The organism is Sphingobacterium tabacisoli, from assembly GCF_017908035.1.
GTDB lineage: Bacteria > Bacteroidota > Bacteroidia > Sphingobacteriales > Sphingobacteriaceae > Sphingobacterium > Sphingobacterium tabacisoli.
Genome location: NZ_JAEQMU010000009.1, coordinates 57,013 through 74,623, shown reverse-complemented (window position 1 = coordinate 74,623; position 17,611 = coordinate 57,013). Strand labels below are relative to the sequence as shown.

Annotated in this window: 14 protein-coding genes; 6 read left to right on the top strand and 8 right to left on the bottom strand. The window is 42.6% G+C overall.

Translation table 11 applies throughout. The annotated features are described in order from the left end of the window. Positions 1-8 precede the first annotated feature (8 nt). The 3 genes from JKG64_RS21885 to JKG64_RS21875 are packed head-to-tail and all read left to right on the top strand — an operon-like array spanning position 9 to position 3,637. Positions 9-722, top strand: a complete 714-nt coding sequence (locus JKG64_RS21885) for a DUF4843 domain-containing protein (RefSeq protein ID WP_210356401.1) — start codon at positions 9-11, stop codon at positions 720-722. Between the two features lie 16 nt (positions 723-738). Beyond that, complete coding sequence (locus tag JKG64_RS21880) at positions 739-2,202, top strand: PKD-like family lipoprotein (RefSeq protein ID WP_210356400.1); 1,464 nt, start codon at positions 739-741, stop codon at positions 2,200-2,202. Between the two features lie 13 nt (positions 2,203-2,215). Then, positions 2,216-3,637 (top strand): TlpA disulfide reductase family protein, encoded by a 1,422-nt coding sequence (locus tag JKG64_RS21875; RefSeq protein WP_210356399.1) that lies wholly within the window; start codon positions 2,216-2,218, stop codon positions 3,635-3,637. Between the two features lie 221 nt (positions 3,638-3,858). On the opposite strand, the gene JKG64_RS21870 is transcribed toward JKG64_RS21875, so the two are convergent. The 4 genes from JKG64_RS21870 to JKG64_RS21855 all read right to left on the bottom strand — a co-directional run bounded on the left by JKG64_RS21870 (position 3,859) and on the right by JKG64_RS21855 (position 8,776). Further along, positions 3,859-4,260, bottom strand: a complete 402-nt coding sequence (locus JKG64_RS21870) for a hypothetical protein (protein ID WP_210356398.1) — start codon at positions 4,258-4,260, stop codon at positions 3,859-3,861. A gap of 7 nt (positions 4,261-4,267) precedes the next feature. After that, positions 4,268-6,634: a collagen-like domain-containing protein gene (locus JKG64_RS21865; RefSeq protein WP_246512759.1), complete on the bottom strand. Its 2,367-nt coding sequence runs from the start codon at positions 6,632-6,634 to the stop codon at positions 4,268-4,270. 4 nt (positions 6,635-6,638) lie between these two features. After that, a complete protein-coding gene (locus JKG64_RS21860; protein ID WP_210356397.1) occupies positions 6,639-7,907 on the bottom strand; it encodes a gliding motility-associated C-terminal domain-containing protein in 1,269 nt (422 codons plus the stop codon). Positions 7,908-8,146: 239 nt separating this feature from the next. Further along, the gene (locus JKG64_RS21855; RefSeq protein WP_210356396.1) at positions 8,147-8,776 is read right to left on the bottom strand and encodes a hypothetical protein; all 630 of its coding nucleotides are present in this window, start codon (positions 8,774-8,776) and stop codon (positions 8,147-8,149) included. 678 nt (positions 8,777-9,454) lie between these two features. Between JKG64_RS21855 and JKG64_RS21850 the strand changes: the two genes are divergently transcribed. Genes JKG64_RS21850 through JKG64_RS21840 form a run of 3 tightly spaced genes read left to right on the top strand, consistent with a single transcriptional unit; the run spans position 9,455 to position 15,590 of the window. Next, a complete protein-coding gene (locus JKG64_RS21850; protein WP_210356395.1) occupies positions 9,455-12,940 on the top strand; it encodes a SusC/RagA family TonB-linked outer membrane protein in 3,486 nt (1,161 codons plus the stop codon). An 11-nt stretch (positions 12,941-12,951) separates the two neighbouring features. Then, positions 12,952-14,304 carry a RagB/SusD family nutrient uptake outer membrane protein gene (locus JKG64_RS21845; protein ID WP_210356394.1) on the top strand — a complete coding sequence of 451 codons (1,353 nt, stop codon included), beginning with the start codon at positions 12,952-12,954 and terminating at the stop codon, positions 14,302-14,304. Between the two features lie 20 nt (positions 14,305-14,324). After that, a complete protein-coding gene (locus JKG64_RS21840) occupies positions 14,325-15,590 on the top strand; it encodes a TlpA family protein disulfide reductase (protein ID WP_210356393.1) in 1,266 nt (421 codons plus the stop codon). A gap of 70 nt (positions 15,591-15,660) precedes the next feature. Here the strand turns inward: JKG64_RS21840 and JKG64_RS21835 are convergent, their stop codons facing one another. The 4 genes from JKG64_RS21835 to JKG64_RS21820 all read right to left on the bottom strand — a co-directional run bounded on the left by JKG64_RS21835 (position 15,661) and on the right by JKG64_RS21820 (position 17,459). Next, the gene (locus JKG64_RS21835; RefSeq protein WP_210356392.1) at positions 15,661-15,900 is read right to left on the bottom strand and encodes a hypothetical protein; all 240 of its coding nucleotides are present in this window, start codon (positions 15,898-15,900) and stop codon (positions 15,661-15,663) included. A gap of 165 nt (positions 15,901-16,065) precedes the next feature. Beyond that, a complete protein-coding gene (locus JKG64_RS21830; protein WP_210356391.1) occupies positions 16,066-16,266 on the bottom strand; it encodes a hypothetical protein in 201 nt (66 codons plus the stop codon). 86 nt (positions 16,267-16,352) lie between these two features. Further along, the gene (locus JKG64_RS21825) at positions 16,353-16,883 is read right to left on the bottom strand and encodes a Crp/Fnr family transcriptional regulator (RefSeq protein WP_210356390.1); all 531 of its coding nucleotides are present in this window, start codon (positions 16,881-16,883) and stop codon (positions 16,353-16,355) included. A 174-nt stretch (positions 16,884-17,057) separates the two neighbouring features. Beyond that, positions 17,058-17,459, bottom strand: coding sequence for a hypothetical protein (locus JKG64_RS21820; RefSeq protein ID WP_210356389.1), 402 nt, complete (start codon positions 17,457-17,459; stop codon positions 17,058-17,060). Positions 17,460-17,611 lie beyond the last annotated feature (152 nt).

The following is a 17,611-nucleotide window of genomic DNA, read 5'->3' as shown; positions in this document are numbered from 1 at the left end:
AAATAGCGATGAGACATATAATATTGTTTGTCGCGGTGATCAGCACGTTTGCTAGCTGTAAAAAAGAAGGCTCACTGGAATACCAAGCAGGTTCGGGAGCTTATATTGTAGCTCAATTAAGTGATAGTCTTAGCTATTCATTTGCCAACAATGTAGCGATATTGACCAAAGACACGATCTTTTTGGAGGTACAGGTGTTGGGAGATGTTACGGATTATGAACGGGAAATCCAACTGCACGCTGTTGGAGGCTCTACGGCTACGGAGGGGCTGCATTATAAACTGCCGGCGATGAAGCTACCCGCAGGAGCACACAACTTAATATATCCGGTGGTGCTTTTCAATACCGAAGACTTGGCGACAAAGACAGTACGCTTGGAGTTGGAATTAAAGCCGAATCAAGATTTTGTCAACGGGCCGGGAATGATTTCCAGCCGAGGATTATACCGCACGTACAAGATCAATTTTAACAACCGTTTGATAAAGCCAAGCTATTGGCTGTATATCCAGAATTATTTTGGAGAGTACAGCGATGTGAAATACCGCTTTATGATTGAAGTGCTAGGTATGTCGGATTTTATGCCAGATTATGTAGGAGGGACGATGGGATATTCTGAGTCTATCAACTACGGTGGTATAATGAGCGGTGCGCTTCAAAAGTACGAAGATGAATTTGGTCCCAAGTTAGACGAGACGGGAAAGCAAATTAGTTTCCCATTATAGATCAAGCTAAACGAATATGAAAAGAATAGTATTAGGTATATTGAGCATTTTTATGCTTTCTTGTGCCAAGGATAAGGGTAATTACGATTATAAGGATGTTAATAAGGTTTCTGTTGAAGCAGGAGCTACGTCCTTTGTTGCCCAGCAGTTGGAGGAGCTGGTGATTACGCCAGTATTGAGTGAATCGATAGCGAGTGCTGGCGATTCCTATACCTACGAATGGACAGCGTACCCTGTGGTAGCAGAGGTTTCGCAGTCTGGTGTTAAACAGGAAGAGCCCAAGCCGATTTTATTATCGAAGGAGAAAGACTTGAAGGAGGTGATCAAATTGTCTCCCAATAGTTACTTTCTTCAGTATGTGGTTACCAATACCAAGACTGGTTTAAAGGCTATAAATCGGTATCCTTTGACGGTCAATGGTGCTTTTTATGAAGGCTGGTTGGTAATGAGTAATGTAAATGATAAAGCACAGCTCTCCTTTATCCGTAAGGACAATCAAACGTTCTTGAACCCAATAAAGGATATTAATGGTTTGGACTTGGAAGGTAAGGGACTAAAAACATATTCTGGCATCATCAGTAAGATGGATCATTTGTATGTATTTACGGATCAAACATCTTATCAATTCAATGCGAATGATTTTAACCTGCTTAAAACAGAGGATGATCTATTTCTGAATAAACTTCGATTTACAGATCCGTATTACACGGTGAATGATATCAATAGTGATCAGTATATCATTAATGGCGGGAAGGTACATGCAGATATATCAGCAGACTTTGGCGCACCGGGAAAATATTCTGGAGCTTTTGGAGGAGAAGATGCGGATTTGTTTCCATATTTCTTTGCAGCGGGAAAGCAGATTTACAATTCATTCTATGACAATAAACACAAGCGCTTTTTGTTTGCAGACTATAATAGCCGTGTGTTGCGCGCATTTACTCCTATTGTAGGCGCGAGCTACGATGTCACTAATGTAGGGAAAACGATGATTGCTGCTGATTTGGGGATGGATGGGGCTTATTATACCGTGATGAAAGATGCGTCCGGTTATTACTATTATGGTTATAACCCTAGTTTGAAGACGCCTGCCGATACCAACTGGGCTATTCAGAATAGTCCAGCGTTGGAGAAGGCAACAGCTTTTGCGGCTTCATCATCGCTTAAGCATCTTTACTATACGACAGATCAGGCTATTTATTTGTATGATATAATGGCTAATTCTTCGCGTAAGCTATATGAGTTCCCGGCCAATAAAAAGATCAAGGATATCAAGATGTATAAGGCTAAGAGTTGGAGCGCATATAGAGATCCTTTGTACAACAGAAGATTGGTTGTGGGTACTTATGATGGTAAAGAAGGCGAAGTATTCTTTTTTGATTTGACACCGACAGGTGATATCGAAGGAGGTAAATATGTACAATCTTTCGGTGATTTCGGAGATATTGTGCAGCTAAACTATAGAAATCCGAAAGAATAATAATACGATAAAGATGCATTTATATAAAAAGACAATTCTAGCTATCGTTTTATCAGCGGTACTAGGTGGTACGGCCCAGGCGCAATTGGCGAATCGACCAAACCTGACTTTCAAAGACATTCAAGATCGTGTCAATGGCTTATTGACGAGTAAGGATCCATTGGCAAAAGATTCTATTAAATGGGAAGCTTCCCATTTAATAGAATCCAAGAACGAAGAGTATATCAAACACGGCAAATCTGTTTTTAGTTTTTTGGGAGATAACAAGTCTGTAGAGCTTGCCCATCAGAACCTATTAAAGAAGTTTCCTAAGAGTACTTATGCTGCAGGTAGCCGTCTAGATGATATATTGAAAGATTATACGGACGAATCCAGTTTAGATAAAGACATCAATACCTGGAAGAAGCAGTATAAGGCAGCTTTACAGACAGAATCGTTTGCGGATGCAAGCTATGCTAAGATTAGCAATAAATTAACCGATAATGACGCGATTATTGGTGCTAGAAAGTATGCAGCTCTGATCGTTAAAGACGGGCCAAAAGCAAATTTTGAGTTTAAGCTGTCGCAACAGGCATTTGAGCAAGGTGATGTCTCCCAAAGTGGGCAGCTCCTTGATGGGCTTATTGCGAAGTATCCTAATGTGCTTCAGGAAAACAAATACCTTGCACAGCAGGTATATACGTTGCAGGCACAGCTCTTTAGCAAGCAGCAGAAATGGGCAGAGGCCTTAAGCCTCATCGAAGAGCATAAGCTTTCTCTAGAGGACATCAGATTTCAGGCGCTCATGCAGACCGGTCGTAACTTTGATGCTTTCCTGCAGCTCGATACTAGATATGCTAAAACAGCACTTACGCCAATCCAAGAACGCGAAGGGCCAGTATTGTTCGAAAATTTAGGCAGTACTGCCGCGGAGTGGGAAGCTTATAAAATTCGTATCGACCAGAAAAAAACCAAAGAGAATGAGGCCTATTGGAAAAATTCGATGATCAATGAGAACTCTTTCGACTTTGAGTTAATGGATATGGATGGAAAAATTGTAAAATCGTCCGATTACAAAGACAAAACTCTCGTTCTTGATTTTTGGGCGACTTGGTGCGGACCATGTGTCAATTCATTTCCTGGCATGCAAGCAGCGGTAGACAAGTATAAAGATGATCCAGAGGTCGTATTCCTATTCATTAATACCTGGGAGCGCAGCGAAGATTACAAGGAAAAGGTGAAAGCCTTTATTGGAGAGAAAGGTTACCGTTTTCATGTGGTATTTGATAAGATGGAAGGTGCCGGGGCATTGGTCGAGCAATACGGTATTACCGGTATTCCTACCAAGATCATTATTGATAAGAATGGTAAGGTCCGGTTCAAGTCATCTGGCAGCTCACCTGTTGTAAAGGAGATCGTAGATGAAATCAGTTATAAGATAGACCTGGTCAAATAATAATCCTCCATATAGAGGTGATATGGAATAGCCGTTTGGATCGTCGTTTCCAAACGGCTATTTTTTTTATAATCGGGAGGGGATATCATTATAGTCATCCGATGGGAAGGCTTCATAATAATTCAGGTTATCAAAATTATTATAAGACAAGAGACCTGTCATCCATATTTTGACCTCCTTCGACTGTAAGGTTTGCGTTTTAGCGACACTAAGCGCTAATTTTATTGCCCTTGATTGCTCATCTTGCTTATATCTTTAGGCTTTTCTATTTTTCGCTCTTCTATGGGTTGATCCGAAGCTAGCTTTATATCAGTAGGGAGCAGGTGTGTATCCGAAACCGAAGTGGAGTGGAGGGCTACAGGGCTATTAGAGACAGTCACTATTGGCGACATCGAAAACATCCAATTAAACAGTTCCTGTGGGGTTTTTATTTGACCACGTATATCTTCCGTTGTTGACAATAGGGGCGCTGTACGTTTAGTGACCGTGCTTTGAGGCTTGAGGCTTTGCATGTCACTCGGCATGTTTATGGCCTGTTGTAATTTCTTATTCTCTCCGTGCGACTGTGCAAATAGACTGTGTGCACATAATATGAAGCTTATAACCAATAATTTACTATACATAATGTTTTTACTTTACGTTAACGAATACCTTTATTTTATCTATACCAGTTCCAGCAAATGGCTGTAAGGCTTTACCGATTACCTGACCTACTTTTACTTTGTTCGGGTCCGCTTTCATGGCTACGCCAGGCACAGAAGAGGTAACCAATAGATCTCCCCTTTGAATAGGGCCGCCTTCGTTACAGACTTTGGTTGGGATTACGCCCACTACTCCCATAGGTACCTTGTCTGAGAGATCCGTATCCATATCTTCTTCGGTCAGCAATACCCCAGGTTTGGTCGCATATACACCTATTACCAATGTCGAATAGGCATCGGATGATTTTTCTACCTTACGATCCTCATCTATCGATATCACGAGTACATCTCCAGGTTCGTAAGTATTTCGCGCGCCGATCACATCAAAGGCCTCTGCGATGTCTGCTCCAGAGTTTTGTGTGCCACCATTGAAGATACCCTGACCGGTCTTCGTGATCCGTACGACATTGGTTTCGTCATTTTGAAATACAGCCAAATTTCCAGATGCTCCCGTATGGTTTATCAGGAGTGCATTGCCGGTGCCGTTTGTTTCTACTTCCAGCGTATTCGCTGGATTGTTAGCATTATAATTCTCAAAGCGTCCGGCACGGCCCGTGCTGCCGCTTGTCCCTACATCCCCATATACGCCTATGCTGTTCCCGCTCGTATTCGTGGCTACAAAGCCCCGTACGCCATAGCCACCTCCGTTGTTACGTCCTACCACGGCTCCAGCTATATCACTTGTCGTAATTCCTACTATGGCCTCACCACCGCCATTGTTATTTCCTACGATACCTGCAGAGTTTTGTGCTGCTGTTACCCCGTGGATAGCAAAGCCAGACTTCGTATCCGCAAACACCCCTTTGCCGTTACCTGTTGTCGAGACATCTATAACAGTTCCGTTGCCAACGGAGCTTGCCTTCAATACGTTGTTGTTGTTTGAATTGTTAAATATGGAGATACTTGCCGGCACGCCATTAGTACTAGCTGCTATAAGACCTGTGCCTGTATTACTATTGGCATATACTCCTGTGCCGTTGGCTGTAGCATTTCCATATACGCCTAGCCCATTGGGAGCACTACAATATACTCCCCAGGCCGATCCGGCATGGGAACCCCAGACGCCTATTCCTAATCCCCCCGTACCGTTATTGATGCCTTTTACAGCGGTAGAAAACCCGCCTGGTGTTGTATTGTCTATTACACCCTGTACCGCTGCGATGCTCGAGCTTGTACTGTTTAATGTACCTGAAATTGCGGCTCCATCCCCGCTATTGTTAATAGCAAATAGGGGGGAGGTATTATTTTCATTAGCAGCATAGGGGAGTACTAGTCCCGATAAAGCGCTTAGTGTGGATGGTGCCCACTGTGTCCCGTCAAATTTTAAAATATCGTTGGTCACCGGAGCTGTCGTGCTGATTGCTTTTCCGCGTAGTGCGGCTACTTGTGGAGCAGGGTATTGACCTGCTAGATCGCCTCCTGCGGCTACATTGTTGATCGAAGCATCTGAACCAGCCGGCCCCATATCGCCTGTGTCACCTTTTAAGCCTTGTGGTCCTGTAGGTCCCGCTGGCCCTTGAGTACCCGTTGCGCCGTCTGCCCCCGTATCTCCTTTAGGGCCTGTGTCACCTTTTAAGCCTTGTGGTCCTATAGGTCCCGCTGGCCCTTGAGTACCCGTTGCGCCGTCTGCCCCCGTATCTCCTTTAGGGCCTGTGTCACCTTTTAAGCCTTGTGGTCCTATAGGTCCCGCTGGTCCTTGAGTACCAGTTGCACCGTCTGCACCCGTATCTCCTTTGGGGCCAATATCCCCTTTTACGCCTTGTGGCCCTATAGGTCCTGCTGGTCCTTGTATACCGGCAGCACCATCGGCCCCAGCATCTCCCTTGGAACCGGTTTCTCCTTTTAGACCTTGTGGCCCTATAGGTCCTGCTGGTCCTTGTATACCGGTATCACCATCAGCACCAGCATCTCCTTTATCACCCTTTGCTCCTTTCAATGAAGCTACAAAATCTGCGACCGACCCCGTATTTCCCGCCGACAGCCAACTATCGTAAGCCGAAAGGTTAGCTACCCACTTTGTTCCATCATTATAATAAATACCAACTTGAACATCGGCAACAGCCTTGGTGTTAAAAACCATAATACCAGCTTCGTGGGCGGCTAGTGGATAGGGATCTTTTGTTTCTCTTAGTTCGACACGGGCATGTAGGAGGCCACGTGTTTTACTGTTCAATTCCAAGATCGCGTTTTTGCTGGGCAGTGACCTATCTCCGCTACTGTCCGAAATTTTTGATTGTCCCTTTACGCCTCCGATAATAAAGAAGCTTATGATGAATAGACTATATATTTTCTGCATACCGTTAATTTTCTTTTATTAATAAAACCCACCCTTTATATATAGAGCTATTATTCCCTTCTTTTGCTTCGATAACATAATAATACGTCCCTGGATTCAACCCCGAGCCATCCCAGCTATTGTCATACACGCGCTTATGGTAAACATTGTCGCCCCAGCGGTTAAAAACAGAAAGACTGACTATGTCGAAAGCTTCCATCTGCTGTATTACAAATCGATCATTCACGCCGTCTCCATTTGGAGTAAAAACATTAGGTATAAACAGCTCATTGGATAAAGCGATTGACTTGGTAAACCATGATCTATAATCTGATGGTTCTGTAGCTAATTGAACAGCACCGGATTGATGTGTTCCTTCCGAAACTCGCTTGGTGGGAAGGAGATCCATTTCTTCCATCTCCGTAAACTGGTAGATCGCGGCTTGCTCGTCCCTATACTTTTCCTTATTCGCTGTCACCGGATGTGTGAGCGTCAGCATTGCAGTTAATGGTTGCGAAGCGTAGACCTGCCAGTTTATAGCAATACCCGATTGCGGATGCTTAAGTCGTACTATACTGCTTGCATAATCGCTGCTCCGAGCGTAGATTGTCGCATCCTTGTCGCTCCCAGATATAGTGACGGGGGCATAGTGGAGCGATGCCGTCGCTATCGGAAACATAAAATGTGAACCAGAGGCCAGTATTTTGGAAACATGTCCATAATCATTTCGCATGATCAGTTTGCGGCGATTGCCATATTGCGTTATGGATGCCTCTTTATCAAACGATAGGTTATAGCCGTTGAGCTGTATATCAGCCCCATCTTGCGCAAGTTTTAATTCGCCTCCTATATTTAGTGCTGCTCCATCCGATCCGGATACACCTGTGGAGCTATACCCTGGATCATCGATGTCTTGCAGTATTATACCGACACTATTATGATGCTCTACGAGTAGTTTAATAAAATTGCCATTGTTACCATCGATTACCGTCGGTTTCTTCTTAAGGCCATCATAAAATGGGCTTTCCGCAGGATTGTAAATTAGGATACGGCCGTTTCCGTAGATCTTTGCTCCAGGTGCTATCCAGATACGTTGGCACCATATTTCGAGTGTACCATTAATACTCCATTCCGCTTCAGGACCAAAATAAATAGTTTCGCCGAATAGCGATCTTGTGACATCTTGCTCTACACGCACTACGGAGTTGTCGAGGATAACACTTCCTTTGTTGTCCTGACAGAATGCGTATCCAACAGAAAGAAGAAGTAAGAACAAGGCTGCTATCGGCTTCATTGAATAGGGAATACTTTACTTTGAAAAATATCTAACTCGGTAAAGATAAGGTATGGGGGTGCCTACTTTGAAGTTTTAGGGGTGGACAATAGGGGGACAAATGCTGTGTTGAGCGCTTTTTTTGTGTTTTTGGTATGTTTTAAGATTGAAATTAGGGAGCTGTCTATGAATTTGTAGATATATATTATAACCCTTATTCATTTTACCCCCTTTTTGTTTTCTTTTGGGAATAGCTATTATTATGTTGTTTCGCTACCTTCCTCTTGTTTCAGACGAAGTATTTCCTTACCAGCTTTGGTTGTGTAGTAGCTTTGGTCTTTGGCATTGGGTTTTTCTGGGTTGGTCATATTTATCCAGCCCATGTCATCGGCTATTTTGAGGCAGAAGTTAAAATGTTTCGTATAGCTATCGAGGTCAAAAAACTTCTTTAGATCAGTTTTTCTTATTTTTTTGTCATCACAATAGGCCAACATCAGGTATATTCTGTTAATGTGGTCAGATTTTAAGGACTTAGCTACTTCTGTTCCTAACTTGGTTTTTACTTGTAGTCTGAGTTGTTGTTCGGTTTCAGGAGATAATGAAAACTCGCTATATTTATGTAGGCCAGTTATTAAGAATGTGAAGGCTTGAATAATTTCTTCGTGAGTTTGTCCGTTGCCTCTAAGCAATGTGTAAAGCCTTGAGACTGTAAAGTTGGACTCACCGCGTTCACCTGCATAAATTGTACTTTTGTCGATGTCTACTAATGCTGTGTAGGATTTTATTTCTCCGTGAATGGACTTTTCCCTTTCTTGTTTCAATAGTTCTCCTAGCCTTTTTTGGAGTTTTTTGATGTCTTTTTCTAAAGATTTTTCATAACGACTTTCCATTTATAAATTAAAGCTTATAATTGGATTTAGTTGTATAACTAAAGTTCTACTTTTTTATTATTTATTATTATTTATTTTGTATATTTGAACTAATAATGATTTATGGGTTTATAAGTTACTTTGTAAGTCGTTAGTAATTGTAGTTTACGAGTCTCGTTTCCCAAGTCTCACAATTTATAGAAGTCGAGAGCGGTAGATTACATCCATTGACCTTTGTTTGCTATATTCGCAATATAAAGGCGTGGATGCTATCGTTTGATGCGGACTTCGAAGGCGTGAGACCCGGGGGATAAAGCTAGATAGCACTCCACGTTTTTTGCTCATCTAGAGAGACTCACTGAATATAAAGTGAGTTATGAAAAAACAATTCGAAAAAAAATTAATCTCCGCACCCGAGTAGCTTGGGGGTGGATTTGGTCTCTGGGAGACCAATCTAATCGGTTTTGCGCTCCAATTATAAAACCCGATAATTATACCAATTAAAGACTTAAAAGAGAGCTCGCCCGATATTGAATCAATCAATTTTATTTATTAACCGTGTGGCCTGCCTTATGGTTGCATGATTGTAGACCCGTTCGACTTATCCGCTAGTTAGTGGATTCGCTTCCCGATTAGAATCGGGATAGGAGAAGGGTGACGGTCACATAGCTATTAGGTCACATCAAAAATAACCGAAAAATGAACAATTTTTTAAGGGGTGGGAGAGAACTGCCCTTCGGGGAAGGCTGTGTCCGACTACTGGCGGATGAAGGAGTTAACATGTTATCCCGATATAAAATCGGGACAGGTCCCCGTTATCAAGACCGTTCTGGTCGCCCAAAAGAACAAAATACAAAGTTTCCATTGCCAAATTGTAGACCTCTCCACTTCGGTCGAGGTGACGTAGTGCGTGGATGGAGATTGCCATTAGCTATGAGCCAAAAGCTATCAGCTATTTTAATAATATTCTGTGTGTTGTTTAGTGGCTATTTGGTTTCTCCTGCCTACGGGCAGGGGGCCAAAGGCCTAACTCAATCCGTACTGATAGGTGTGGTATCATCTCTTCAGGATAGAAAGCCTATCGAAGGGGCTTCGGTCACAGTAGATAAGAAGCATACACGCACGGACAGGGAGGGGAGGTTTACCATCAGCGTAGATAAGCCTACAGGGGTATTACTAATAAAACATATCGGATACAAAGAGCAACGGGTTGCCTATGAGAATACGTCTACTACATTAAATATCGCCCTACAGGCCAATGAAAAACAGATTGAAGAGGTAGAAGTGGTATCTACCGGATACCAGAAGATACCCAAGGAAAGAGCTACGGGGAGCTTTGAGTTTATCGACTCGGCGCTGTTCAATCGTAAGGTGTCTACGGATTTTGTATCCAGATTGGAGGATGTGGTGCCGGGTATTTTGTCTAATAAAATATACAACGATAATCGTGGAAACTTGCTTAATGTTAGAATTCGAGGGCAAAGTACTTTAATGTCTGAATCTTGGCCTCTAGTGGTGATTGATGGAGTCCCGTATGATAATGTGTTGGGGGACTATGGTTACGGAACCTTTAACAACATCAATCCCAACGATGTAGAAAGTGTAACCGTCTTAAAAGATGCAGCAGCGGCCTCTATATGGGGAGCGCGTGCCGGCAATGGGGTAATAGTGATAACTACTAAACGAGCTAAGTTTAATGAAAAGACGAACATTGCAGTGAATACTAGTATCAGTGTAAAGGCAAAGCCCAATCTCTATTATCTACCAAGCATGAGATCCACAGACTATATCGATGCCATGCAAAGCTTGTTCGCTAAAGGTAAGTTCGATCGGGATTTACGGTCTTGGTATAGTAATCCTGAACCGATAATCCAGCTGATGGACCAACAGCGGAAGAACCTGATAACAGAAGAGGAACTTAATATGCAGTTGGATCATTTACGTAGTATCGATATGAGGGATGATTTTTTGAAGTATATCTACCGTGAAGGTGTCAATCAGCAATATAGTGTACGTATAAATGCCGGTGGAGAAAAAGTAAGTACTTCTATAGGGGTAGGTTTTGATAAAAATCTAGGAGAAGTAATCACATCCGATTACAAACGATGGAATCTGCAGTCCAATACACAGATCAAAGCAACAGAGAATTTGCTGATCAATCTAGGGGTAACCTATACGGAGTCTCGTAAAAAGGATAGTTTTCAGCCTGTCGCCTATAGGCGACTTGGGAAAGGAGTTTCCAACTGGCCTTATATGCAGCTTGCAGATGATCGGGGAAATCCTTTAGCTGTAGACATCGTGCCATTCAGCCAGACATTCCGCGATACCGTAGCAGGAGGTAGGTTGATGAGATGGGACTATATTCCGTTGGAGGATATTAATCAGACAAGCCAGACGCAATACAACCGTGATCTTCATACGAACTTATCCGCTACATATGAGTTTCCTTTTGGGATAAAGATCTCGGGACTCTATGGGTATCAGCGAAATCACAATCCTATAGAAGATTGGTACGGAGTGAAAAGTTACAGCCAGCGACGTAGATTGAACGACCTAGCGAGCTGGAATGGAGATCAGGTGTACTGGAATTTACCTTTGGGTGACTATTATGGAGAGAGGCTATGGAATAGCAATATCCATCAGGGCAGAATGACTGTCTCTTATGATAAAAAATGGGACGATCATGACCTCAGCTTGTTCGGAGGATTTGATATCCGAAGTGTGAATAAGGAATTTAGGACGGTACAATACGATGGTTTCGACCCTGAGACTGGTGCATTCCAACCGATGCCACATGGGATAGAGGTTCCTTTTCTTAATGGTCTTTTCGGTACTACTTTTATCCCGGATAATAATTATTATCAATCGCTGGTGAATCGCTTTGTATCCTATTATGTTAATGGATCTTATACGTATAAAGATCGTTATATCTTCAGTTCTAGTGTACGCAAGGACGCTTCCAATCTGTTTGGTGTAAAGACAAACGATAGGGGACAGCCGTTTTGGTCTGTAGGTGGGGCATGGCTACTGTCAGGAGAATCATTTATGGATAAAGACTTATTCCCGCTATTGAAGCTTAGAGCCACCTACGGCTATAATGGTAATGTTAATGCTGAAGTAGCAGCTTCTCCTATCATCTATATTTCGCCTATGCCCAATAGCATTACAGGGCAGAGCTATGCAGAGATGAGTACACCGCCCAATCCGACGCTGCGATGGGAGCGGGTGAGTAATCTTAATCTAGGACTCGATTTTGCTGTCAGAAACAATGTACTCCGGGGTACGATAGAATACTATCAGAAAAAGCCTAAAGATCTGATAGCAGGCGGAGAGATCGATCCGACTACAGGTTTTACATCCATGCGGATCAATACCGCAAATCTGGATACCCGCGGAGTAGAAGTGTCCTTGAATGGAAAACCGCTCTCACTTAAAAACTGGATATGGAATAGTAATCTGGTATTTTCTTATTCAAAGACGATGGTGACCAAAGCATTTTTGGAAACCGATATGGCTATTCTTTTAGTTGGAGCTCGCTCTACAGCGGTAGAAGGAGAGCAGCTCAATAGTCTGCGTACCTACAAATGGGCTGGACTGGACCCTGAAGATGGAACAGCAAGAGGCTATCTGAATGGTGAAATTTCAAAGAATTACGCTGCAATAACCACCGGTAAACTCGAAACTCTGGAAAATCACGGCTCTTATTTACCGGTATACTTTGGGTCATGGAGGAATAGCATACAGTATAAGGGGCTGGAACTCTCCTGGAATATATCCTATCAGCTCGGACATAAATTTCTGCGCACTTCATTTTTTAATTCAGATTTTCTAAATCAGAGCTATGGACATGCCGATTATCAGCAAAGATGGCAAAAGCCGGGGGATGAATTGTGGACTGATGTACCAGCATTTACTTATCCCAATATCACATCGGGTAGCGACTTATACAGATCTTCATCCGCTTTAGTAGAGAATGCAGGGCAGATCAAACTGCGTGATATACAGATGAGCCTCCGATTGCCCAGTTTGGCAAGATATGGCCTGAAAGATATGCGTGTATATGCTTATCTCCAAAACCTAGGTGCCATATGGCGCGCCAACAAACATGGTATAGATCCAGAATACGGAAGTGACTGGTATCCCGATCCCATGATGAGCTCTTTCGGAATCAATTTTAACCTTTAAACTGAATGAAAATGAAACTGAATGTAATATGTTTAATAGCTGTCGCAGTATGGATATTGAGTTCTTGCGATAACTTTCTAGATAAAAAATCGGATATCAAGCTGGTTGTTCCCAAGACTATTGAAGATACCGAATTACTTCTTAATGATTACGGTACGTTGAATACCTATTACCCGGCATGGGGTGAAATTGGGGTAGATGATTACTTTCTGACCCAAGATGTATGGCAGAGCATAACCAATTACGAACAGCGTATGGCCTATATCTGGGCGGATGAACCCTATACGAATACAATCCAGTGGCAACGGCCCTACAAGGTGGTATATATATCCAATCAGGTATTGGATATTCTGAAAGGGGTAGACGAAGCTGATGGAAGATATAAGCGCATACACGGAGGAGCGCATTTCTACCGAGCTTTTGCACTTCATCAGCTTACTGAAATTTATAGTCCCGCATATACCATGTCAACAGCTGCTCATGAAATGGGTGTTCCAGTGCGGCTCAGTCCTGGTATAGACCAAAAATCGATTCGTCCATCCCTAGTGGATACTTACAAGCAGATCATATCGGATTTTAAGACAGCGATCGCTAATCTCCCCATTGTAGAAACGACAAAAGGACGGCCCCATAAAGCTAGTGCTTATGGAGCATTGGCTCGTGTTTTTTTGGATATGGGAGATTTTAATCAAGCCTACATTTATGCTGACTCCTGTTTACAGTTGAGTCCTGAGCTCTTGGACTTCCATAGTCTGGCTTTAAACGCTAATTACCCCATGCTAAGATTTAATGTGGAAGTACTATTTCCCGCTCTAGCTATTACAACGAATCCCTTGGGAGCTACTAATGCATTGGTAGATACTATTTTATTTTCCGCGTATTCGGATGATGACTTACGTAAACGTGCGTTTTTCAAAGCTAATATCGAGCCCGAAGGCACTCACTATTTTAAAGGGAGCTACGATCAGAGTAATACACTGTTCTTTGGGATTACTACCAGTGAGATCTATCTCGTAAAATCGGAAGCTGCCGCCCGTATCGGCAAGTTTGATGAAGCCCACAAAGCACTCAATACACTTTTAAAATCAAGATGGAATAAGGATGCGCTGTTTATCCCTGTGTCTGAATCTAATGAAGACGAATTGCTTCGTACAATACTGACGGAACGACGTAAAGAATTGGTGTTTCGCGGTAGACGTTGGTCTGACCTCAAACGGCTCAATCTAGATCCGCGATTTCAGACTACGTTGAAACGTACTATAGGTGATCAGACCTATACTTTACCACCAAATGACTTACGGTACGCTTATAGAATACCCGAAACGGTAATAGAACTAAGCGGTGTACAACAAAATAGACGATAACCAATTAAAGATAACAAGAAATGAAAAATTTAAAGCCATTTATAATATTACTGACTTTGATCAGTACGCACATTAACCTGATTGCACAGAACGCTAAAGTGATTGATCTCTCTAAAAGACTTTATGTCGGTGAGCAGTTTACACCACCTAGCTCCATAAAGCTGATGCGTGGAATGGAGAATAAGATCAATTGGAAGGCATTGTACGATAAAGTGGTACTGATCGATTTATTTGAGACCTCTTGTGGTTCCTGTATACAGATCATGCCGCATCTACAGGAGCTTGAAAAGAAACATGGAAATATTTTTAAAGTCATAATAGTTACGCCTGAAGATAAGAAGACGATGACGGACTTCTTCCATAAAAACGAGTATCTTAAAGAGCATAAAGTAAATCTCCCTGTAATCTATCAAGATGATTACTTCAGAAAAATGTTCCCATACAAGAGTATTCCACAGGCAATATTGCTATATCAGGGAAAGGTGCAGGCTATTACTTCCAGTGGATTCATAACGTCGGATAATATCCTCAAGCTACATCAGCAGGGAAGCATAGATCTGCCATTGAAAGATGATTTTGGCAAAGGAAATCTTCTTGCGGCAAGCGGTAGCGTTACTGAAATTTTAAAAGCGGGTGTGTTTTTTTCAGGTTATCAAAGTGATGTAAATTATCAGCCGTGGAAGTTTGAAACGGACAGTGTTACGGGCTTATATAGGTCATCTATTTTCAATTCAGGAATATATAGTGCGTTAAAGAGCTTAATGGCGAATGCTAAGCTTTTAGATAAGTACTTCGTCCCACGAATGGACAGGGTGGTGTGGAAAGTGAAGGATTCAACAATTTATGAGAATTTCTCTGCTAATCCTAAAGAAGTATGGCTTGTAGACAATGGGATATCATATGAACGCTACGATAGGATAAAGAGACCGGATTCTATACAGGCTCTAGAAATTATGTATGACTTTGAAAGCATATACGGTGTAAAAATTTATCTTGATAAAAAACTTATGCCTTGCTTGGTTCTCAAATCATGTGTTGCTGTACCATCTAAAGAGAAGAAAGAGGGGCAGATGGTCTACGTTGGTTCGAAAGTATTTGCTACTTTTTTAGATTACGTAAACCAATTCCCACCTGTCATAGACGAGGTAAATATTGATACTAGAATCGAGGTAGGAAATGTTAAAACTTTGGAAGAATTGAATAAACAGCTTGTCGTTTATGGTATTCGTGGAGAAATCGAAGAACGAAAAATAGATGTTTTAGTTGTTGAAGAGGTCAACTTATAAAGGCAAAAGGGTATGGTTTCTTCAACCATACCCTAATTGGATTACTATACACTGTTTACCTTACACGCTGTTAACGAGGCTTCAATAAGACGAAGCCAGGTTTATTACTTTCAGCTTGTAGTGCATTAACCATCTCGATTAGAATAGTATTGTCGATAATGGGTTTTGCGTTTGTATCTTCTTCTGCCCGAATAGCACAGAGCTGCTGTGTTGGTGTGCTACAGTCTGTCGGTGCTGTTGCACCATGCTTAGTGTAGCTTGCCGGATCAGAAGCGTTGCCGCTGTTGTATTTAAACCATTGTAGTGCCATAATATTGGAATTACGTAACTTAGATTTATGAATTGATCACAATGGCGGTATCTGCCTTGGTTAAAAAAATCAGATACTTCATTGGCCCCAGCCCTCACGAAGAGAGCTTTTTGGTTCTTGGCGGTGGGACTCCTTATTTGCCAGACCATTCTCTTTAATACCGCCTCACGGGTATACCGCGAATCTACGCCGTATCCGTTTGAATAGCGGCCGGTAGCAATAGCTTCTCATCATGCCAACTGAATACAGCATAGGGTAGGTCTGCCCCCAGGAGGGATGGCCTATAGCTGCGGAGTCTATCCGCAAGGCTCGGTGTCTGCCTGCTTGTGCTGTACCTGATGGTTGATATGTTGCTACTGCTGTCATTTCTTTTTTACTATTATATCTCAAAATTAAAGCAGGTATTCTGGTAAAAGTTGGGTTTCATACCCCAATTAGTTGGGGATTTATATTCAGAAGAGTTGACGTAAATATTCTTCGCTTAGATTGAGATATTGAGCGAGTTCCTTCCGTGTGATTAATGGGATCACTACCTGAAAGTCCTTACGGAATACTTCTAGCCTTTCGCCTTTGCGGTACTCAAGTAGGTTGTTGCGGTATTCTAGGTATTGATGATGATTGAGCCAGATGCGGTGATAGAGCTGTGCTATATCACTATAGAGCCGGTGGAGTTCGTACAGCTTCTGCTGGTCTATCTTGTAGAGCAATGCATGGGTTAGCGCTTTGAAGCGTGTTGGAGATTGTTCCTGTAGGATTATTATGGGTTCATGAGGTAACACATACCGCAAGGGTATATTCTTCTTATACTTGCCTAATACCCCCTCGAGAAGGAGGTAGATGCATCCTTGTTCATGGTACAGCCACTCGCTGGCGTATAGCTGCTCTAGCTGTAGATGTTTCTCCAGATCGGGATAATGGATTTTCCAGTCGGCTTTTATACTACTTAGATATTGGTCGAGACCACTGTGCGTATTACTGTTCATATGGGTATAATCTGTGTGTGTTACAAATTTCGATCTTGGTAGTGGCTACCACGAGAGCCGAATTAGCTGCTCTAGTTCAATATATAGGGATTGTCTCAGGTTGCATGGTTTATTATAGTAGCCCCACTCCGGGTTTCGGTCAGCGTGGGGCTATGGTTCGTGTCTCAAAAATTACTAGCTGTATATGATCTGTACAGCTAGCGCACTGCTGCTCAGCGGTCGGCTATCTTCGGCGATACGCTGTTGGCTGGATGTAGTCCCGAAAAATAAGACATCCTTGTTGTGGCTTTTATCTTTCGTTGCGATGGGAGCGGCAGGCGGCTCATTCTTTTGGAAGGCGACAAGCTCCCTGTTCTGCCAACTGTTGGCGAGCGCCTGGGCCAATGCCTCAAGAAAGTCGGTTGTTAGACTGCGAAGTTGCTGCTCTTGGGAGGGTGTAAACTCAAAGTGTAATAATAGCCAGACGACAGGATCTTTTTGGAGTAGCTGTAGCTCTAGGGCGAGATCCTGATCCGAGAGTTGCATCAGCCAGGACTGTACCGCGGCGACACCGGATACATTGAATGGTTTTTTCATAGAAATTAATTTTTTAAAAGGTTATCTATCAGTTGGGAGATAGTCGTTCTATCTTGCCCATGTCAGTGCGAATATAGGGTGCGCCCGTTATTGGAAAAAGGAGAACGGGGGCTGTTGGGGTATATTTCGGACGAACGGTTGTTTTGTGGAAA